This is a genomic window from Streptomyces laurentii (assembly GCF_040635425.1).
Taxonomy (GTDB): domain Bacteria; phylum Actinomycetota; class Actinomycetes; order Streptomycetales; family Streptomycetaceae; genus Streptomyces; species Streptomyces laurentii.
In genome coordinates, this window is the sequence record NZ_JBEYHT010000083.1 from 1 (window position 1) to 19,527 (window position 19,527).

Here is a 19,527-nt window from a genome sequence, read left to right on the forward strand (position 1 = left end):
CCGAAGAACAGCTTTTTCACACCGCAGCTCTTCACAGCAGCATTTCCCTAACAGCATTCACCTACGGGCAGGAGGGACGGGGCGCCCCTCCCGGCCGGGGGGCGCGCGGCTCCGGATACCCGGAGTCCGTGCGTCCGGTTTTTGCGCGTCATGCTCCCCGGCGGAATGTTCATGCGGTCAACATCGGGCAGGATGACCCCCATGGCAGCGATCTCGGTGGGCAAGACCTACCACCACGGCGACCTGCGCAACGCCCTCATCGGCGCGGCCGTCGACCTGGCCACCGAAGGCGGCCCCGAGCGGGTCGTGCTGCGCGAGGCCGCCCGCCGCGTCGGCGTCTCGCCCACCGCCGCCTACCGGCACTTCGAGGGCCGCGGCGCGCTCCTCGCCGCCGTCCGCGAGCACGCCCGGCACGCGCTGGCCGACTCCATGGAGGACGCCGTCGCCCGTCAGCGCGCCGACGGCTCCCCGCTCTCCGCGGAGGCCCGGCTGGCCGCGCTGTGCCGGGGGTACGTGGCCTTCGCCGTCGAGCAGCCGGGCCTGTACCGCTCCGCCTTCAGTGCCCCTCGTACCGAACCGGGCGGCCCTGCCGGCAGCGCCCACGACACCGACACGGACGCCGACTGCGCGACGGCCGGCGGGGCCGCCGGTCCGGCCGCGGGGCGCGGCGGTTCGGAGCACGGTCCCGCCGGGGCGGGAGTACGGGCCTTCGGCCTGCTCACCGACGCCCTCGACGCCGTGGCCGCCGCCGCTCGCCCCCCGCGCGCCCCCCGGCCCGCCGCCGAGGTCGCCGCCTGGTCGGCCGTCCACGGGCTGTCGCTGCTGCTCCTCGAAGGGCCGTTGCGCCGGCTCACCGCCCAGCGCCGCGACGACGTCGTGGAGTCCACCCTGGCGATGGTGGTCTCAGGGACCCGTGCCCCCTGAAGGTCACGAATCGATCAACTTCCGCTTTTCGTGGGAAGGTTGGCGTGCCCGCGTGCGTTGCCCCCTGGGGGCGACCCCCCGTCACGGACCGGGATTGCCTACCACGTAAGCTGTACCGGTCTGTTTCGCGGCAAGTAGGGGCATTCCCCTCGGCGCCCACCACCGGGCGATGGCCGGGGGGCGGGGCGGCGTGTCCGAAATAGGATGGATTGTGTCCGCGGTGTAGAACGGGAGATGTGACGGCCATGACGCAGAATCTCCGGCTCCACGAGGGTGTCGCCGTCCCCGCGTCGGGCAGCGGCCGGTGACCGGAACCCGGCAGGTGCGCTCCGACGCCTCCTCGCGCACCACACTCGGCAAGGCCGCGGACGAGAACTTCCCCGTGGCTCCTTTCTTCCTGCCCCGGGAATGGCGCCAGGACCTCATGGCCGTCTACGGCTTCGCCCGCCTCGTCGACGACATCGGCGACGGCGACCTCGCGCCCGGCGGCGCCGACGCCCGTCACCTCGGTGTCGCCCCGGAACAGGCCGAGGACCGGCTCGTCCTCCTCGACGCCTTCGAGGCCGACCTCCTGCGGGTGTTCGACCCCGTGGCGGGCCCCGCCCACCACCCCCTGCTGCGCGCGCTCGGTCCCACCGTCGCCCGGCACCGGCTCGACCCCGCGCCCTTCCTCGGCCTGATCGCCGCCAACCGCCAGGACCAGCTGGTCCGCCGCTACGAGAGTTACGACGACCTGCTCGCCTACTGCGAGCTGTCCGCCAACCCCGTCGGCCGGCTCGTCCTCGCCCTCACCGGCACCGCCACTCCCGAGCGGATCCGCCGCTCCGACGCGATCTGCACCGCGCTCCAGATCGTCGAGCACCTCCAGGACGTCGCCGAGGACCTCGGCCGCGACCGGATCTACCTGCCCGCCGAGGACCTGAAACGCTTTCACGTCACCGAGGACGACCTGGACCGTCCCACGGCCGGGGCCTCCGTGCGTGCCCTGATCGCCTTCGAGGCCGACCGCGCCCGGGGCCTGCTCGACGCGGGTGCCCCGCTCGTCGGCAGCGTCCACGGCCGGCTCCGGCTGCTCCTCGCCGGCTTCACCGCCGGCGGGTACGCCGCCCTCGACGCGATCGCCGACGCCGGCTACGACGTCCTGCCCGGGCCGCCGAAGGCCGCCAAACCGAGTGTGATGCGCCGGGCGGGCGCCGTCCTGCTCGCGGCGCGGAGAGAGGGGTGAACCGGACAGTGGAGGGACAGTCCCAGCCGTCCGCGCCGGTCCAGGCCGCGTACAGCTACTGCGAGGCGGTGACCGGGCAGCAGGCCCGGAACTTCGCGTACGGCATCCGGCTCCTGCCGACCGAGAAGCGCCAGGCCATGTCGGCCCTGTACGCCTTCTCGCGGCGGGTCGACGACATCGGCGACGGCCCGCTGCCGCCCGCCGAGAAGCAGGAGCGCCTGGAGGCCACCCGCGCCCTGCTCGGCCGTATCCGGGCCGGCCGCGTCCACGAGGACGACACCGACCCGGTCGCCGTCGCCCTGGCCGACGCCGCCCGCCGCTTCCCGATCCCGCTCGGCGGGCTCGACGAGCTGATCGACGGCGTCCTCATGGACGTCCACGGCCGGACCTACGAGACCTGGGACGACCTCAAGGTCTACTGCCGCTGCGTGGCCGGCGCCATCGGGCGGCTGTCGCTCGGCGTCTTCGGCACCCAGCCCGGCGCCCCGGGCACGGAGCGGGCCGCCAAGGCCGCCGAGTACGCCGACACCCTCGGCCTGGCCCTGCAGCTCACCAACATCCTGCGCGACGTCCGCGAGGACGCCCTGGGCGGCCGTACCTACCTGCCGGCCGAGGACCTCGCCAAGTTCGGCTGCTCCGACGGCTTCGCCGCCGGCACCCCGTCCCCGGGTGCCGACTTCGCCGGACTCGTCCACTTCGAGGTCCGCCGCGCCCGCGCCCTGTTCGCCGAGGGCTACCGGCTCCTGCCGATGCTCGACCGGCGCAGCGGCGCCTGCGTCGCCGCCATGGCCGGCATCTACCGCCGGCTGCTCGACCGCATCGCCCGCGACCCCGCCGCCGTCCTGCGCGGCCGGGTCTCGCTGCCCGGTCACGAGAAGGCGTACGTCGCGGTGCGTGGCCTGTCCGGCCTCGACGCCCGCCATGTCTCCCGCCGTACGGTCAGGAGGCCCGCGTGAGGCCCGCCCGGGCAACCCGGGCCGCCGCCTCCGCGTCCCTTTCCGGGGTGGGGAACGCACCGCTCCGGGAGCCCGCCGCCGCAGGCGGGCCAGGGGAGCCAGGGAACTCACGGGAGGAGACCGCGTGACCGCAGACGACACCAGCCGCGCCCAGGGTGCCGCCGGCGCGGCACCCCCTGGTGACGGCCGCCCGCACGCCGTCGTCGTCGGCGGCGGGCTCGCCGGCGTCACCAGCGCGCTTCGACTGGCCGAGGCCGGCGTGCGGGTCACCCTGCTCGAGGGCCGGCCCCGGCTCGGCGGCCTCGCGTTCTCGTTCCGCCGCGGCGACCTCACCGTCGACAACGGACAGCACGTCTACCTGCGCTGCTGCACCGCGTACCGGTGGTTCCTGGACCGGATCCAGGGCGCCCACCTCGCCCCCGTCCAGCCGCGGCTCGACGTCCCCGTGCTCGACGTCGGCCATCCGCGCGGACCGCGGCTCGGCCGGCTGCGCCGCACCGGCCTGCCCGTACCCCTGCACCTCGGGTGGAGCCTGGCCACCTATCCGCACCTGTCGCTCGCCGAACGCGCGAGCGTCGGCCGCGCCGCGCTCGCCCTGCGCGGGCTCGATCCGGCCGACCCCGCTCTCGACGACGTCGCCTTCGGCGACTGGCTGCGCCGCCACGGCCAGTCCGCGCGCACGATCGAGGCGCTGTGGGACCTGGTCGGCGTCGCCACCCTCAACGCCACCGCGCCGCACGCCTCCCTTGGCCTCGCCGCGATGGTCTTCAAGACCGGACTGCTCTCCGACAACGGCGCCGCCGACATCGGCTGGGCCCGCGTCCCGCTCGGCGAGCTGCACGACACCCTCGCCCGCAAGGCCCTCGACGCCGTCGGCGTCCGCACCGAACTGCGCGCCAAGGCCGAACGGATCAGCCGCGCCGACGACGGCACCTGGACCGTCGAGATGCCGGGGGAGACCCTGCGGGCCGACGCCGTCGTCCTCGCCGTACCGCAGCGGGAGACCCACGCGCTGCTGCCCGACGGCGCCCTGGACGAGCCCGGCCGGCTGCTCGGCATCGACACCGCGCCCATCCTCAACGTGCACGTCGTCTACGACCGCAAGGTGCTCCGGCAGCCCTTCTTCACCGCGCTCGGCTCGCCGGTGCAGTGGGTCTTCGACCGGACCGAGTCGTCCGGCCTCACCGGCCCCGGCCAGTACCTCGCGGTCTCCCAGTCGGCCGCCCAGGACGACATCGACGAGCCGGTCGCCGCGCTGCGCGCCCGCTATCTGCCCGAGCTGGAGCGGCTGCTGCCGGCCGCCCGCGGCGCCGGGATCCGGGACTTCTTCGTGACCCGCGAACGCGCGGCCACGTTCGCCCCGACCCCCGGCGTCGGTCTGCTCCGCCCCGGCGCCCGTACCCGCGCGCCCGGCCTGTACCTGGCCGGCGCGTGGACCGCCACCGGCTGGCCCGCGACCATGGAGGGCGCCGTCCGCAGCGGCTTCACCGCCGCGAGCGCCGCGCTCGGCGCACTCGGCCGCCCCTATGACCATCCGCTGCAGGAGGCGGCATGAGTGTGAGTACCGGAACTAGAGGAGAAACCGTGCCGACTGTGCCCCCGGGGAATCCGGCCGTCGACACCGCGGACGTCGCCGCGCTGCTGGAGCGGGGCCGCGCCCTGTCCACGCCCGTGATGCGGGCGGCGATCGACCGCCTCGCGCCGCCCATGGACACCGTGGCCGCCTACCACTTCGGCTGGATCGACGCCGCGGGCAACCCGACCGAGGCCGACAGCGGCAAGGCCGTCCGGCCCGCGCTGGCGCTGATCTCGGCCGAGGCGGCGGGCGCCGCCCCGGAGGTCGGTGTCGTCGGCGCCGTCGCCGTGGAGCTCGTGCACAACTTCTCGCTGCTGCACGACGACCTGATGGACGGCGACGAGCAGCGCCGCCACCGCGACACGGTCTGGAAGGTGCACGGCCCGGCCCAGGCCATCCTCGTCGGCGACGCGATGTTCGCGCTGGCCAACGAGCTGCTGCTGGAGCTCGGCACCGTCGAGGCCGGCCGCGCCACCCGCCGGCTGACCATCGCCACCCGCAAGCTCATCGACGGGCAGGCACAGGACATCTCCTACGAGCACCGCGAGCGCGTCAGCGTCGAGGAGTGCCTGGAGATGGAGGGCAACAAGACCGGCGCCCTGATCGCCTGCGCCGTCTCCATCGGTGCCGTCCTCGGCGGCGCCGACGACCGCACCGCCGACAAGCTGGAGGAGTACGGCTACCACCTGGGCCTCGCGTTCCAGGCCGTCGACGACCTCCTCGGCATCTGGGGCGACCCGGAGTCCACCGGCAAGCAGACCTGGAGCGACCTGCGCCAGCGCAAGAAGTCCCTGCCGGTCGTCGCCGCCCTCGCGGCGGGCGGCCCGGCCTCCGAGCGGCTCGCCGAGCTGCTCGCCGCCGACGCCAAGAGCAGCGAGTTCGACTCGTTCTCCGAGGAGGAGTTCGCCACCCGCGCCGCCCTCATCGAGGAGGCCGGCGGCCGCGAGTGGACCTCCCAGGAGGCCCGCCGCCAGCACGCCGTCGCCGTCCGCGCGCTGCACGAGGTGGAGCTCCCGGAGCAGGTCCGGGACCAGCTCGTGGCACTGGCCGATTTCGTCGTCGTACGGAAGAGATGATCGCCATCGCTCTGATATAGCTGCGCAGTCGCCGGCCGGTGTCATCGGGCACCGGCCGACGGCAGACCCGAGAAAGCAGAAGTACGCGGAAGCACACTGAACTGCACGAAGGGGACGCCATGACAGCGACGACCGACGGGAACGCCGGGGCCATGGGACCCCGGGCGACCGCGGCCAGCGACACGACCACTGATTCCACCGATTCCAGCGGGATTGCCGGGATTGCCGGGCTCGACGGCGATACCGGCACGGCCTTCACGGACGCGACGACTGTCACCGGCGCGACGACCGCCACGGCGACGCACGCGGTCACGACCGCGACCACCACGACCGCGACCACCACGGCCGCGACGACCACCACGGCCGCGACGACCACCACGGCCGGCGACGCGCCCGCCGGCATCGGAGCGGGCGACCTCGACGAGGCCGCCGAGCGCGCCGCCCAGCGCTCCATCGCCCACCTCCTCGGCCGCCAGGACGACGAGGGCTGGTGGAAGGGCGACCTGGAGACCAACGTCACCATGGACGCCGAGGACCTCCTGCTCCGCCAGTTCCTGGGCATCCTCGACCCCGAGACCACCCGCGCCGCGGCTCTCTTCATCCGGGGCGAGCAGCGCGAGGACGGCACCTGGGCCACCTTCCACGGCGGGCCCGGCGAACTCTCCACCACCATCGAGGCGTACGTCGCCCTGCGGCTCGCCGGCGACGAGCCGGACGCCCCGCACATGGCGTGCGCCGCGACCTGGATCCGCGGCGAGGGCGGCATCGCCGCCTCCCGGGTCTTCACCCGGATCTGGCTGGCTCTGTTCGGCTGGTGGCGCTGGGACGACCTGCCCGAACTGCCGCCCGAGATGGTCTTCCTGCCGCGCTGGTTCCCGCTCAACATCTACGACTTCGGCTGCTGGGCCCGGCAGACGATCGTGCCGCTCACGGTCGTCTCCGCCAAGCGGCCGGTGCGGCCCGCCCCGTTCCCGCTGGACGAGCTGCACACCGACCCGGCCCGCCCGAACCCGGTCAAGCCCATGGCCCCGGCGGCCAGTTGGGACGGGGTCTTCCAATGCCTCGACAAGGGGCTGCACTTCTACCGGAAGATCGCCCCGCGCCGGCTGCGGAAGATCGCCACCGACGTCGCCGCGCGCTGGATCGTCGAACGCCAGGAAAATGACGGATGTTGGGGCGGAATCCAGCCACCCGCCGTCTACTCCGTGATCGCCCTGTATCTGCTCGGCTACGACCTGGGACATCCCGTCATGCGGGCCGGTCTCGCGTCCCTGGACCGCTTCGCGGTCTGGCGCGAGGACGGCGCCCGCATGATCGAGGCGTGCCAGTCCCCGGTCTGGGACACCTGCCTCGCCACCATCGCGCTCGCCGACGCGGGCGTCCCGGCCGACCATCCCGCGCTCGTGAAGGCCGCCGACTGGATGCTCGGCGAGGAGATCGTCCGCAAGGGCGACTGGGCCGTCCGGCGCCCCGGACTCCCGCCGGGCGGCTGGGCGTTCGAGTTCCACAACGACAACTACCCCGACATCGACGACACCGCCGAGGTCGTCCTCGCGCTCCGCCGGGTCGAGCACCCCCACCCGGAACAGCGGGACGCGGCCGTCGCGCGCGGAGTGCGCTGGAACCTCGGCATGCAGTCGAAGAACGGCGCCTGGGGCGCCTTCGACGCCGACAACACCAGCCCCTTCCCCAACCGGCTGCCGTTCTGCGACTTCGGCGAGGTCATCGACCCTCCCTCGGCCGACGTCACCGCCCACGTGGTCGAGATGCTCGCCTACGAGGGCCGGGCCGATGACCCGCGCACCCGGCGGGGCGTCGACTGGCTGCTCGCCGAACAGGAGCCCACCGGCGCCTGGTTCGGCCGTTGGGGCGTCAACTACGTCTACGGCACGGGGTCGGTGGTGCCGGCTCTCGTCGCGGCCGGACTGCCCCGTACGCACGCGGCGATCCGGCGGGCCGTCGCCTGGCTCGGCTCCGTCCAGAACGAGGACGGCGGCTGGGGCGAGGACCTGCGCTCGTACCGGATGCCGCACTGGGTCGGACAGGGCACCTCCACCGCCTCCCAGACCGCCTGGGCGCTGCTCGCGCTGCTCGCGGCCGGCGAGCGGGAGTCCGAGGCGGCGCGGCGCGGTGTCACCTGGTTGGTCGAGCGGCAGCGGACGGACGGCTCCTGGGACGAGCCGGAGTTCACCGGCACCGGATTCCCCTGGGACTTCTCCATCAACTACCACCTCTACCGGCAGGTCTTCCCGCTCACCGCGCTCGGCCGCTACGTCAACGGCGAGCCCGCGCCGCGCGGCCGGGAGAGCGGCTGATGCCCCCGGAGCCGGCCGCCGAGGCCGCCGGAGCGGCCGGGGGCCCCGCGATCCCCGGCGCGGCCGGTGCGCCCGGGGCCGGACGGCCGGACGAGGGCGTCCCCGTCGCCGTGCCGCCGCTGCTCGTGGCCTGCGCGCTGGGCATCGAGAAGCTGGCGCTGCGAAGTGGCGACCGGGGTGGCGCGCCCGTGCCGCTGACCGTCGTACGGACCGGGATGGGCCCGGCGCACGCGCGCCGGGCCGTCGCCCGGGCCCTCGGCCGGGAGCCCTGGCGGGACGCGGCGGTCGTCGCCTCCGGCTTTTGCGCGGGCCTGGCCCCCGGCATGCACCCCGGTGACGTCGTCGTCGCCGAGGAGACCCGGGACGCCGACGGCGCCACGCCCTGTGACGGCACCGCGCTGCTCGTGGAGGCCCTCGCCCGGGCGCTGCCCGGCCGTACCGTCCACACCGGCCCGCTGACCGGCTCCGACCACGTGGTGCGGGGCCCCGAGCGGTCCGCGCTGCGGGCCGGCGGGGCCATCGCCGTCGACATGGAGTCGGCGGCCACCCTGCGGACGGCGCTCACGGCCGGTCCACGCCCGGTTGCGGCCGTACGGGTGGTCGTGGACGCTCCAGAACATGAACTGGTCAGGATCGGCACCGTGCGCGGGGGAATATCGGCGTTCCGCGTGCTGCGTGCGGTCCTCCCCGCATTTTTCGAATGGCACCGTTCTTTACTGCTTCCCAGGAGGTGAATGAGACATGGCCATGCCGCTCCGTCAGTCCATCCGGGTCGGTACCTATCTCTTCGAACAGAAGCTCCGCAAGCGGGAGAGGTTCCCGCTGATCGTCGAGCTGGAGCCGCTGTTCGCGTGCAATCTCAAGTGCGAGGGCTGCGGCAAGATCCAGCACCCGGCGGGCGTTCTCAAGCAGCGGATGCCGGTCGCCCAGGCGGTCGGCGCCGTGCTGGAGTCCGGGGCGCCGATGGTGTCCATCGCGGGCGGCGAGCCGCTGATGCACCCTCAGATCGACGAGATCGTGCGTCAGTTGGTGGCCAGACGGAAGTACGTCTTCCTGTGCACGAACGCGATGCTGCTGCGCAAGAAGATGGAGAAGTTCACCCCGTCGCCCTACTTCGCCTTCGCCGTGCACATCGACGGACTGCGGGAGCGGCACGACGAATCCGTCGCCAAGGAGGGCGTGTTCGACGAGGCGGTGGCGGCCATCAAGGAAGCCAAGCGGCGCGGCTTCCGGGTCACCACCAACTCGACCTTCTTCAATACCGACACCCCGCAGACCGTCATCGAGGTGCTCAACTTCCTCAACGACGACCTCCAGGTCGACGAGATGATGATCTCGCCCGCCTATGCCTACGAGAAGGCGCCCGACCAGGAGCACTTCCTGGGTGTCGAGCAGACCCGGGAGCTCTTCAGGAAGGCGTTCGCCGGCGGCAACCGGCGCCGCTGGCGGCTCAATCACTCGCCGCTCTTCCTGGACTTCCTGGAAGGCAAGGCGGACTTCTCGTGCACCGCCTGGGCGATCCCCAACTACTCCCTGTTCGGCTGGCAGCGCCCCTGCTACCTGATGAGCGACGGCTACGTCCCCACGTACCGCGAACTCGTCGAGGACACCGACTGGGACAAGTACGGCCGCGGCCGCGACCCGCGCTGCGCCAACTGCATGGCGCACTGCGGCTACGAGCCCACCGCCGTCCTCGCCACCATGGGCTCGCTCAAGGAGTCGCTGCGCGCGGTCCGCGAGACAGTCACCGGGAACGGCCCGTCGTGACCGGGGAGTTCGACCTCCGGGCGCTGCTCGCAGAGCGCGGCGGCGAGCGCTACGACCTGCACGCCCGCCACCTCAACCACCAACTGCCCCGCATGCTCCACACCCTGGGGTTCGACAAGGTGTACGAGCGGGCCGAAGGCGCCCACTTCTGGGACGCCGACGGCAACGAGTATCTCGACATGCTCGCCGGCTTCGGCGTCATGGGCCTCGGCCGGCACCATCCGGTCGTCCGCAAGGCCCTGCACGACGTCCTCGACGCGCAGCTCGCCGACCTCACCCGCTTCGACTGCCAGCCGCTGCCCGGCCTCCTCGCCGAGCGGCTGCTGGCGCACAGTCCGCACCTGGACCGGGTCTTCTTCGGCAACAGCGGCACCGAGGCCGTGGAGACCGCCCTCAAGTTCGCCCGGTACGCCACGGGCCGGCCGCGCGTCGTCTACTGCGCGCACGCCTTCCACGGGCTCACCACCGGCGCCCTCTCCGTGAACGGCGAGAAGGGCTTCCGGGACGGCTTCGCCCCGCTCCTGCCCGACACGGCGATCGAACTCGGCGACCTCGACGCCCTGGAGCGCGAGCTGCGCAAGGGCGACGTGGCCGGCTTCGTCCTGGAACCCATCCAGGGCAAGGGCGTCCACGCCGCCCCGCACGGCTTCCTGCGCGCCGCCCAGGAGCTGCTGCACCGGCACGGCGCCCTGCTCATCGCCGACGAGGTGCAGACCGGCCTCGGCCGGACCGGTGACTTCTACGCGTACCAGCACGAGGAAGGCGTCGAGCCCGACCTGGTCTGCGTCGCGAAGGCGCTCTCGGGCGGCTACGTGCCGGTCGGCGCCACGATCGGCAAGGACTGGATCTTCAAGAAGGTCTACTCCTCGATGGACCGGGTGCTCGTCCACTCGGCCAGCTTCGGCTCCAACGCCCAGGCGATGGCCGCCGGACTCGCCGTGCTCTCCGTCATGGAGTCCGAGGACACCGTCGCGCACGTCCGCCGGACCGGGGACCTGCTCGCCGGCCGGCTGCGGGAGCTCGTACCGCGCTACGAACTCCTCAAAGAGATCCGCGGCCGCGGCCTGATGATCGGCATCGAGTTCGGCAAGCCGAAGTCCCTCGGTCTGCGCGGCCGCTGGACCATGCTCCAGGCGGCCCGCAAGGGGCTCTTCGCCCAGATGGTCGTGGTGCCGCTGCTCCAGCGCCACCGGATCCTCACCCAGGTCTCCGGCGACCATCTGGAGGTCATCAAGCTGATCCCGCCGCTGGTCATCGACGAGAAGGACGTCGACCGCTTCGTCACCGCCTTCACCGCGGTGATGGACGACGCCCACGGAGGCGGCGGACTCCTCTGGGACTTCGGGAAAACACTGGTCAAGCAGGCTGTGGCGGCCTCCTAGCGGCCCGCGCCGGGGCCCTGCCCGATCAGGTTTTGCCTCTGGGGCAATAAATTTGCCTCAGAGGCACGATCCTGGCCCAATGGACGCATGGACCACGCTACCGACGTCCTGCAGGACGTCGCCCCGCAGCTGCGGGCCCTGCGGCGCCGCCGGGGGCTCACGCTGGAGGGCGCCGCCCAGCGGGCCGGGCTCTCACCGGCGCACCTCTCCCGGCTGGAGACGGGGAACCGGCAGCCCTCGCTGCCCATGCTGCTCTCCCTCTCCCGTATCTACGGTACGACGGTCTCCGAGCTGCTGGGCGAGACGCCGCCCGAGCGTGACCCGATCGTCCGGGCCGGCCGCTCGGAGCCGGTGGAGGCCGACGGCTGGATCTACCGCCAGGCCGGCGGCGCCGGACGCGCCATGCAGTGCCTGCGCGTCCACATCCCCTTCGCCACCAGCACCGACATCGTCCGGGTCCACCCCGGCGAGGAGTGGATCCACGTCCTGGAAGGACGGGTCCGGCTCGCGCTCGGCGACGCCGTGCACGTCCTCGATCCCGGGGACAGCGCCCACTACGACTCGCTCACCCCGCACCGGGTGGGCGCGGCCACCCAGGCCGGGGCCGAGCTGCTGTTCGTCCACACCCTGATCCAGAGTCCCGTTGCCGAGCTGTGCCTCGGCAACGGGACCCCCCACAGCCGCTGAGCCCCCAGAAAGGATTCGAAATGTCCGACAAGTCCGCACCGGTCACCGGTGAAGAGCGTGGTGGCGGCAAGTTCCCCAAGGGGCTCGTGCTCCGGCTGTTCGCCTACCTCATCGCGGGCCACCTGTTCGCCGGCTTCCTCTACCTGCTCTTCGAGATGGGCGGCGGCCAGTAACGGCGCCGGGCGAGAGTCCGGGGGGCCCGATCCGGAAGTCGGGTCCTCACGCCCCCGCGGCCGCCCCTGTGAGCAGCCGTCCCCTGAGCCGCTCACGGGTCTCCTGGGCCAGCCCCAGGCCCGTCAGGAGATACGCGTCGACCGAGCCCCAGGTCGACTCGATGGTCGCGAACGCGGCGCGCAGGTACTCCACCCGCGCGTCGAAGAGCGGGGCCAGCAGCTCCATCACCTCCGGTGACATCCCGTCCGGAGCGGTGGAGCTGCGCTCTATTTTGTAGCGCCGGTGCGGGGCGTTGGACTTCAGATAGTCCGCCTCGATCGCCTCCCGCTCGACCCCGACCGCCAGCAGGGAGATCGCGATCGCGAGCCCCGCCCGGTCCTTGCCGGCCGCGCAGTGCATCAGCGCCGGAACGCTCTCCCCGGCCATCGTGTGCAGGATCCGGCTGTGCTCCGCGGTCCGCTCGACGATCATCCGCTGGTACGAGTGGGTCATCCGGCCCGCCGCCTGGCCCTCGCCCAGGATCCCGCGCAGCTGCGCCAGTTCGCCGGAGCGCACCAGCTTCCAGAAGTCCTTGCCGTCGGCGGGGTCGCTGAGCGGGATGTTCACGTTCGTCACGCCGGGCAGGGCCACGTCCGGCCCCTCCAGGCGTCGGTCGGCGTCGTTGCGGAGGTCGAACACCGTGTGCAGGGACAGGGTGGTGAGGAAGGCCGCGTCCTCGGTGGTGGCGTGCGCCAGGTGGCCGCTGCGGAAGAGCCGCCCGGCGCGGACGGCCCGGCCGTCCGCGGTCGGCAGTCCGCCCAGGTCACGGAAGTTGCGTACGCCGGTGAGTTCGGGCTCGGTCGTCTCGCGCGTCACGGTCGCTCCTGCTCTCGGGATCGTTATTCCGGCATCATCCCGGGGCCTGCTTCAGGGTGCACCCCTCGGGGGTAATGATGAGCGATCTGTCCGAATTGCTGGGTTCGGTATAACGCGCCCTGGTTACTGGGGAGATGGGAATCCGGACGTGAGCAGCGTCATATGCTGACGGACCGTTGTTGATCGTCTTTTCCAATTCCCTTCAGGGAAAGGAAAACCGAGAGTCCGTCATCGGCGCGGAGTGACGGGAATTCCGTCCGGAAAGGACGCGATCATGGGAAAAGGGATTACGGCGGCTTGTTCCCGTCGACTTCGCTCGTCTAGCGTCGCGTTCACTCCGGACGGACCGCCGAATCCTGCCACCGCCCGGAATCCGCACTCACCCGTACTCGGCAGGAGCGGGGGACCCAGGTAACACGCCGGTCCCTCGGCGCTCGCAAAGGCGCGTCACGAAGGACGGCTCGGGGTGAAGCCGCGTACCCACGCGGCCGGACATCTCCCGTCCGAACCCGACAGCTCACCTCGCAGGCGACGGAGAGGAATTCGTCATGCCCGCGAAGGGTAAGCACCGCCGTCGCAGGATCCGCCCGTTCGGCCGGGGACTCGCCGCCGCGAGCGCCGGCGGCGCCGTCGTCGCGCTGCCGCTGATCGGCGCGACCGGCGCCCACGCCGCCGAGCCCGCCGCCGTGCCCCGGCACGCCGTCGCCGCGGCGGTCCCCGCGGCCGTTCCCGCCGCGGGCCCGGCCGCCACCTTCGGTGCCGGCGCCCCGGCGAAGGCGTACACCGTGGTGCGCGGGGACCATCTGTCCAAGATCGCCGCCGAGCACCGGCTGGCCGGCGGCTGGCACCAGCTGTACCGCGACAACCGCCAGACCGTCGGCGAGAACCCGTCGCTGATCTTCCCGGGCACGAAGCTCGTCCTCCGCGCCGCGCACACCGGCCAGGCCCCCGCCGCGCCGAAGGCTGCCGCCCCGCAGGACGACGCGCGGAGCGCCGGCGCGTCCGCCGCCCGCGCCTCGCGCGGCGGCGAGCGCACCGCCGCCGCCCCGGCCACCGGGACCGCCGCCCCGGCGTCCTCCTCGGCCTCCGCGTCTTCGTCCACCGGGTCTTCGTCCACCGGGTCTTCGTCCACCGGGACTTCTTCCACCGGGTCCTCGGCCGCGCCTTCCTCCTCGGCCTCGGCGTCCGCGTCGACCGGCGCGACCTCCTCCTCCGGCTGGGGCGCCCCCGTCAGCGGCGGCACCTCCACCCCGTACCGCGCCTCCGGCTCCCTGTGGTCCTCCGGCTACCACACCGGTGTCGACTTCACCGCCGCCACCGGCACCACCGTCCGCGCGGTCGGCCCCGGCACCGTCTACTCCGCCGGCTGGGGCGGCTCGTACGGCAACCAGGTCGTGATCAAGCACGCCGACGGCACCTACTCCCAGTACGGGCACCTCTCGTCGATCTCCGTCTCCGCCGGCCAGACCGTCACCGGCGGCCAGCAGATAGGCCTCTCCGGCGCGACCGGCAACGTGACCGGCCCGCACCTGCACTTCGAGATGCGCACCGGGCCGGACTACGGCTCCGACATCGACCCGCTGGCCGCCCTGCGGCAGCACGGCGTCAGCGTCTGATCCGAGGCGGCGGACCGAAGCCCCCGGCGCACCCGCGCCGGGGGTTTTCCCGTATTCCGATTTGGTCGAATCTTTATCGGTGGCATATATCACCCGTCGTCAACCCCTCCTTACGGTCGCGTAGGTCACATCCGTCCGGGAAAGATGCTCCCGTGGCAGACGATTCGACAACCAGAGACAAGAACGCGTTCGGGTCGTACGCGGCGATCGGTGACAGCTTCACGGAGGGCGTCGGCGACCCCGGGCCCGACGGGACGTTCGTCGGCTGGGCGGACCGTTTCGCGGTCCTGCTGGGCGACCGGATGCCGGAGGACGACGCCTTCCGCTACGCCAACCTGGCCGTACGGGGGCGCCTGCTCGACCAGATCGTCACGGAACAGATCCCGCGGGCGAAGGAACTCGCCCCGGACCTGGTGACCATCTGCGCCGGCGGCAACGACATCATCCGCCCCGGCACGGACCCCGACGACGTCGCCGAGCGCTTCGAGAGCGCCATCGCCGACCTGAGCTCCGCCGTCGGCACCGTCATGGTGGCGACCGGCTTCGACACCCGCGACGTGCCGCTGCTCAAGCACCTGCGCGGCAAGATCGCCACGTACAACGGGCACGTACGGGCCGTCGCCGACCGCTACGGCTGCCCGGTACTCGACCTGTGGTCGCTGCGGTCCGTCCAGGACCGCCGCGCCTGGGACGACGACCGGCTGCACCTCTCGCCCGAGGGGCACACCAGGGTCGCGCTGCGCGCCGCCCAGGTCCTCGGCCTGGAGGTGCCGGCCGACCCCGAGCAGGCGTGGCCGCCGCAGGCGCCGCGCGGCACCCTGGAGGTCCGCAAGGACGACATGCACTGGGCGAAGGAGTACCTCGTCCCGTGGATCGGCCGCCGGCTGCGCGGCGAGAGCTCCGGCGATCACGTCGAGGCCAAGCGTCCCGACCTGCTCCCGCTGTAACCGCTCGCCCCGGCGCCGGCCCCGTTCCGCTGACACGTACAGCGGCGGGGCCGGCGTCGTCGTGTCCCCAGGCGGGGAGGGGCGAGGCGAGGTGTGGTGGCGGGGCCGGTGGAGCCGCGCCGCGCCGCGGCGGGAGAATCCGGTCATGACATCTTCCGCACCGCGGTCCGGCGGCGCCGCCGGCGGCCGGGGTTACCTGCTGGACAACGCGCAGGCCGAGGCGGGCACCCGCTTCGACGCGCTCGGGGCGCTGTTCGACCCGTCGACCTTCCGGCACTTCGAGCACCTGGGCGTCGCCCCCGGCTGGCGCTGCTGGGAGGTCGGGGCCGGCGGCACGTCCGTCGTGGACTGGCTGGCCGACCGGGTCGGACCGGCCGGCCGGGTCGTCGCGACCGACATCGACACCTCCTGGGCCGCCGGCGCGGTCCGCCCGGGCGTCGAGGTGCTGCGCCACGACGTGGGCGCCGACGCGCCGCCCGGCGACGGCTTCGACCTGATCCACGCGCGGCTGGTACTGGTGCACGTGGCCGACCGGGACCGGGCCCTCGCCGCGATGGCCGGGGCGCTGCGGCCGGGCGGCCGGCTGCTCCTGGAGGACGCCGACCCGGCCGCGCAGCCGCTGATCTGCCTGGACGAGTACGGGCCCGAGCAGGCTCTCGCCAACAAGCTCCGGGCCGGCTTCCGGAAGCTGCTCGCGGCGCGCGGAGCCGACCTCGCGTACGGCCGCCGGCTGCCCCGGCTGCTGCGCGAGGCGGGACTCGTGGACGTCGCCGCCGACGCGTACTTCCCGATCGCGTCCCCCGCCTGCGACGTCCTGGAGGCGGCGACGGTCCGGCAGGTGCGCGGCAAGCTGGTGGCGGCGGGCCTCGCGACCGACGAGGAGATCGACCGTCACCTCGCGAACGTCGACGCGGGGCGCCTCGACCTCGCGACCTCCCCGATGATCTCGGCCTGGGGCCGCCGTCCCTGATCCGCCGGACGACGGCTAATAACCCCCGAAGAAGCCGCCGCCGTATCCGCCGTGGCCCTCGCCGACGCCGTCGTAGTCCCGTTCGGGGCCGCGGTGCCGGCGGCCCGCTCGCGTACCGCCGCCGGAATCCGGAGCGGGCGAGGGACGCGGGGGCGGGGCGTCGGGCAGCGGCACCTCGCGGGAGGACCGCCACCCCCGCTCCGTGAACTCGGACCACCATGCCTCGAACGCCCCGGGCTCGTCGGGCAGCGCGCACTCGTCCCGGACCCGCTCCGTGGCCCCGTCCTCCCAGCGGACGTCCGTCAGACCGTGCACGTCCCCGAGCCGGTACAGCTCCCGCTCCAGACCGCGGGCCGACAGGGGCTCCTCGGATCGCAGCGGGTGCGTCGACGAGGGCCCGGGCGCGGGCTCCGTACCGGGGACGTCGTGCCGGTACACGTAGATCTCGTCCCGCGGCGGTACGGCCTCGACGACCGCCCACCCCCACACCCGCCGTCGCGCCTCCACCTCGGCGTACCGGCGCTCGATCACGTCCCGTACGGGCGCGTAGTCGTTCTCGGCGGCCGTCAGCGCCTCCAGGCACCTGCGCTCCGCCCGGCGCCGGGCCCACCGGGCGCCCCGTGTGTGCGCCCGCCTCGCCTCCAGGAGCGCGGCGTCGAACCGTTCCGCGGCCGTCCGCCACGCGTGCTCCTCGGCGCCGGTGCCCAGGACGGCCGTCGAGCCGACGTACCTGCCCTCGGTCCGCCCTCTGACGGGGTAATACGTGCACGGCTGCCCCAGGACGCGGACCGTCGTCTTCGGCACTTTGATCACCACGAGGTCCGCCGCCTCGTCCCGTCGGGTCATGAGACCACCTCCCGGCGCGCCATGATCCGCCCTGCGGGGAGGGGAGGAAATGCCTCCGCCGCCGGGCCGGGCACGGGTGTCCCGGCCGTACGCATCGGGCCCGGCAGGCGCGTCCGGCGGCATCCGGATCCCGATGTCGGCGCTGTCAGCCGCCGTTCGACCGCGCGCCCGGGCGGGCGCCGCCCGTGCCCGCCGCGCCGTTCCGGGGCAGGGACGCGAGGCCCAGTTCGCGGGCGAGGGCCGCGTCCGCCCAGGCCAGCATGGTGGTGCGGGGGAGCGCGCCGGGGTACGCGGTCATCTGGACGGCCAGGCCGTCGAGGAACGCGGTCAGCCGCCAGACCGCGGCGACCGGGTCGGGGCACTCGAACTCGCCCGCGGCCACGCCCTGCACGATGACCGCCGCCAGCTGGTCCTTCCAAGCCCGGTCCAGCGCGCCGGCGACCTCGCGCAGCGCCGGTTCGCGCGGGCCGGCGGCCCAGCACTCGATCCACAGCCGCCAGCCCTCGGCACGGCCGGTCGGGGCGTACCAGCGGACCGCGGAACGCAGTCGGCGGACCGCCGTGGTGCGCCGGCCGAGCAGGGTGCGCAGCCGGGCCAGATCCTCCTCGGCCGCGTACGCGAACGCGGCCGTGACCAGCTGTTCCTTGGTCGCGAAGTGATAGAGGACGAGGGCGTTGCTGACCCCGAGCTCCGCGGCGACGTCGGCGATACGGACCGCCGTGACACCCCGGGCGCCGATCTGGAGGACGGTCGCCCGCAGCAGTTCCTGCCGTCGCTCGGCCACGTTCACCCGCACTTTCGCCACGCCTCGCACCCTACACAGACATGACCGGTGCATGATCATCCGTCCGTCGTGTCGCCGGGGCCCGAGCCGGATGCCCTCCGGACGGGGGCCGGAGACGGGTGGCGCCCGGCGGTCGGCGCACATAATGAGAAGACTTCTCGACTCCAGGAGGCCCTGTGACCGGCACCGGCTCCGATCCCTCGCTGCGGGCGCGGCTGCGCGGCCTGCGCCCCGCGGCCTTCGGCGCCGACGCGACGGGAGAGCGCCTGGCGCGCATCCGCCGCTCCCCGCACTTCGCCGACGGGGTCTTCGTGAACCCCGATCCGACCCGGCCCCGGCCGTCCGCTTCGGCGGTCGAGTTCGCCAAGGTGTACTTCGAGAAGGAAGCGCGGGCCCGCCGCGCCCCCGCCGGCCGGATCCCCGTCCACCCGACCACGGTCGCCGATCTGGCCCGCCCGCCGGCCACCGGGCTGCGCCTCACCTGGATGGGGCATTCCAGCGTCCTCGCCGAGATCGACGGGCGCCGGGTGCTGTTCGACCCGGTGTGGGGCGACCGCTGCTCGCCCTTCGACTTCGTCGGGCCGAAGCGGCTGCACCCCGTGCCCGCGCCGCTGGCCTCCCTCGGCCCGGTCGACATCGTCGTCATCTCGCACGACCACTACGACCATCTCGACCTCCCGACGATCAAGGCGCTGGCCACCAGCGACACCCTGTTCGCGGTCCCGCTCGGGGTCGGCGCCCACCTGGAGCACTGGGGCGTGTCGCCCTCCCGGCTGCGCGAGCTGGACTGGAACGAGTCCACCGGCGTCGGCGACCTGTGCCTCACCGCGACCCCGGCCCGGCACTTCTGCGGGCGCGGCCTGCGCAACCAGCAGCACACCCTGTGGGCCTCCTGGGTGGTCGAGGGGCCCGAGCACCGCATCTACCACAGCGGGGACACCGGCTACTTCTCCGGATTCCGGGAGATCGGCGCCGCGCACGGCCCGTTCGACGCGACCATGATCCAGATCGGCGCGTACTCCGAGTACTGGCCGCAGGGGCGGCAGGACGGCGCGCCGCTGCCCGGCGCCTGGCCGGACATCCACATGAATCCCGCGCAGGGCGTCCAGAGCCATCTCGACCTTCAGCAGGGCCGCGCGGACGGCGTGTTGCTGCCGATCCACTGGGGGACCTTCAACCTCTCCCTGCACGCCTGGGCCGAGCCGGGCGAGTGGACGATGGCCGCGGCCGGCGCGGTCGGGCAGGCGCTCGCCGTACCCGTTCCCGGGCAGCCGTTCGAGCCGGGCGGGGAGCTTCCGGCGCGGCCGTGGTGGCGGGACGTCTCGCCGGCGGTCACGCGCACATGGCCGGTGCCGGAGCGTCCGGAGCTGCCGGTACGCGACTTCGATCTGGTACGCGAGGACTGAGCCGGGGGCGGTTCGCCGCGC

The 19,527-nt window shown here is 73.4% G+C and carries 18 protein-coding genes and 1 riboswitch; of the genes, 15 read left to right on the top strand and 3 right to left on the bottom strand.

Annotation, left to right across the window (positions count from 1 at the left end; genetic code table 11):
- The first annotated feature begins 201 nt into the window (after nt 1-201).
- From ABZ693_RS32830 to ABZ693_RS32880, 11 genes are all read left to right on the top strand, one after another.
- The gene (locus ABZ693_RS32830; protein ID WP_359884967.1) at nt 202-924 is read left to right on the top strand and encodes a TetR/AcrR family transcriptional regulator; all 723 of its coding nucleotides are present in this window, start codon (nt 202-204) and stop codon (nt 922-924) included.
- 304 nt (nt 925-1,228) lie between these two features.
- On the top strand, nt 1,229-2,149 hold the full coding sequence (hpnC, locus tag ABZ693_RS32835) for a squalene synthase HpnC (protein WP_359884968.1): 921 nt from the start codon (nt 1,229-1,231) through the stop codon (nt 2,147-2,149).
- Nucleotides 2,146-3,105, top strand: a complete 960-nt coding sequence (hpnD, locus tag ABZ693_RS32840) for a presqualene diphosphate synthase HpnD (RefSeq protein WP_359884970.1) — start codon at nt 2,146-2,148, stop codon at nt 3,103-3,105. The genes hpnC and hpnD overlap by 4 nt, the downstream gene beginning before the upstream one ends.
- 124 nt (nt 3,106-3,229) lie before the next feature.
- On the top strand, nt 3,230-4,660 hold the full coding sequence (hpnE, locus tag ABZ693_RS32845; RefSeq protein ID WP_359884971.1) for a hydroxysqualene dehydroxylase HpnE: 1,431 nt from the start codon (nt 3,230-3,232) through the stop codon (nt 4,658-4,660).
- A complete protein-coding gene (locus ABZ693_RS32850) occupies nt 4,657-5,757 on the top strand; it encodes a polyprenyl synthetase family protein (protein WP_359884973.1) in 1,101 nt (366 codons plus the stop codon). The genes hpnE and ABZ693_RS32850 overlap by 4 nt, the downstream gene beginning before the upstream one ends.
- A gap of 119 nt (nt 5,758-5,876) precedes the next feature.
- A complete protein-coding gene (gene shc, locus ABZ693_RS32855) occupies nt 5,877-8,072 on the top strand; it encodes a squalene--hopene cyclase (protein ID WP_359884975.1) in 2,196 nt (731 codons plus the stop codon).
- A complete protein-coding gene (locus ABZ693_RS32860) occupies nt 8,072-8,806 on the top strand; it encodes a phosphorylase family protein (protein ID WP_435842616.1) in 735 nt (244 codons plus the stop codon). Before shc ends, ABZ693_RS32860 begins: the two co-directional genes overlap by 1 nt.
- A gap of 7 nt (nt 8,807-8,813) precedes the next feature.
- Nucleotides 8,814-9,839, top strand: coding sequence for an adenosyl-hopene transferase HpnH (hpnH, locus tag ABZ693_RS32865; RefSeq protein WP_359884977.1), 1,026 nt, complete (start codon nt 8,814-8,816; stop codon nt 9,837-9,839).
- Nucleotides 9,836-11,221 (top strand): aspartate aminotransferase family protein, encoded by a 1,386-nt coding sequence (locus tag ABZ693_RS32870; RefSeq protein ID WP_359884979.1) that lies wholly within the window; start codon nt 9,836-9,838, stop codon nt 11,219-11,221. The genes hpnH and ABZ693_RS32870 overlap by 4 nt, the downstream gene beginning before the upstream one ends.
- A gap of 87 nt (nt 11,222-11,308) precedes the next feature.
- Nucleotides 11,309-11,908, top strand: coding sequence for a helix-turn-helix domain-containing protein (locus ABZ693_RS32875; protein WP_359884981.1), 600 nt, complete (start codon nt 11,309-11,311; stop codon nt 11,906-11,908).
- Between the two features lie 20 nt (nt 11,909-11,928).
- Nucleotides 11,929-12,081 carry a DUF6126 family protein gene (locus ABZ693_RS32880; protein WP_359884983.1) on the top strand — a complete coding sequence of 51 codons (153 nt, stop codon included), beginning with the start codon at nt 11,929-11,931 and terminating at the stop codon, nt 12,079-12,081.
- A gap of 46 nt (nt 12,082-12,127) precedes the next feature.
- Here ABZ693_RS32880 and ABZ693_RS32885 read toward each other — a convergent pair whose 3' ends face one another.
- On the bottom strand, nt 12,128-12,937 hold the full coding sequence (locus ABZ693_RS32885; protein WP_359884985.1) for a tyrosine-protein phosphatase: 810 nt from the start codon (nt 12,935-12,937) through the stop codon (nt 12,128-12,130).
- A 370-nt stretch (nt 12,938-13,307) separates the two neighbouring features.
- A riboswitch (cyclic di-AMP (ydaO/yuaA leader) is annotated at nt 13,308-13,481 on the top strand.
- 4 nt (nt 13,482-13,485) lie between these two features.
- Here ABZ693_RS32885 and ABZ693_RS32890 point away from each other — a divergent pair.
- The 3 genes from ABZ693_RS32890 (at nt 13,486) to ABZ693_RS32900 (ending at nt 16,470) form a co-directional block, all read left to right on the top strand.
- Nucleotides 13,486-14,553 carry a M23 family metallopeptidase gene (locus ABZ693_RS32890; RefSeq protein WP_359884987.1) on the top strand — a complete coding sequence of 356 codons (1,068 nt, stop codon included), beginning with the start codon at nt 13,486-13,488 and terminating at the stop codon, nt 14,551-14,553.
- A gap of 152 nt (nt 14,554-14,705) precedes the next feature.
- Nucleotides 14,706-15,500 carry an SGNH/GDSL hydrolase family protein gene (locus ABZ693_RS32895; protein WP_359884988.1) on the top strand — a complete coding sequence of 265 codons (795 nt, stop codon included), beginning with the start codon at nt 14,706-14,708 and terminating at the stop codon, nt 15,498-15,500.
- Between the two features lie 145 nt (nt 15,501-15,645).
- On the top strand, nt 15,646-16,470 hold the full coding sequence (locus ABZ693_RS32900; RefSeq protein WP_359884990.1) for a methyltransferase domain-containing protein: 825 nt from the start codon (nt 15,646-15,648) through the stop codon (nt 16,468-16,470).
- 15 nt (nt 16,471-16,485) lie between these two features.
- Here ABZ693_RS32900 and ABZ693_RS32905 read toward each other — a convergent pair whose 3' ends face one another.
- Nucleotides 16,486-17,316 carry a hypothetical protein gene (locus tag ABZ693_RS32905; RefSeq protein WP_359884991.1) on the bottom strand — a complete coding sequence of 277 codons (831 nt, stop codon included), beginning with the start codon at nt 17,314-17,316 and terminating at the stop codon, nt 16,486-16,488.
- A gap of 145 nt (nt 17,317-17,461) precedes the next feature.
- On the bottom strand, nt 17,462-18,121 hold the full coding sequence (locus ABZ693_RS32910; RefSeq protein ID WP_359884992.1) for a TetR/AcrR family transcriptional regulator: 660 nt from the start codon (nt 18,119-18,121) through the stop codon (nt 17,462-17,464).
- A gap of 155 nt (nt 18,122-18,276) precedes the next feature.
- On the opposite strand from ABZ693_RS32910, the gene ABZ693_RS32915 reads away from it, so the two are divergent.
- Nucleotides 18,277-19,506: an MBL fold metallo-hydrolase gene (locus ABZ693_RS32915; protein ID WP_359884994.1), complete on the top strand. Its 1,230-nt coding sequence runs from the start codon at nt 18,277-18,279 to the stop codon at nt 19,504-19,506.
- The last annotated feature ends 21 nt before the right edge of the window (nt 19,507-19,527 follow it).

Coding starts and splice junctions, on each gene's coding strand:
- ABZ693_RS32830 (WP_359884967.1), top strand. CDS start 202: ATGGCAGCGATCTCGGTGGGCAAGACCTACCACCACGGCGACCTGCGC.
- ABZ693_RS32850 (WP_359884973.1), top strand. CDS start 4,657: ATGAGTGTGAGTACCGGAACTAGAGGAGAAACCGTGCCGACTGTGCCC.
- shc (WP_359884975.1), top strand. CDS start 5,877: ATGACAGCGACGACCGACGGGAACGCCGGGGCCATGGGACCCCGGGCG.
- ABZ693_RS32860 (WP_435842616.1), top strand. CDS start 8,072: ATGCCCCCGGAGCCGGCCGCCGAGGCCGCCGGAGCGGCCGGGGGCCCC.
- hpnH (WP_359884977.1), top strand. CDS start 8,814: ATGGCCATGCCGCTCCGTCAGTCCATCCGGGTCGGTACCTATCTCTTC.
- ABZ693_RS32875 (WP_359884981.1), top strand. CDS start 11,309: ATGGACCACGCTACCGACGTCCTGCAGGACGTCGCCCCGCAGCTGCGG.
- ABZ693_RS32880 (WP_359884983.1), top strand. CDS start 11,929: ATGTCCGACAAGTCCGCACCGGTCACCGGTGAAGAGCGTGGTGGCGGC.
- ABZ693_RS32890 (WP_359884987.1), top strand. CDS start 13,486: ATGCCCGCGAAGGGTAAGCACCGCCGTCGCAGGATCCGCCCGTTCGGC.
- ABZ693_RS32900 (WP_359884990.1), top strand. CDS start 15,646: ATGACATCTTCCGCACCGCGGTCCGGCGGCGCCGCCGGCGGCCGGGGT.
- ABZ693_RS32905 (WP_359884991.1), bottom strand. CDS start 17,316: ATGACCCGACGGGACGAGGCGGCGGACCTCGTGGTGATCAAAGTGCCG.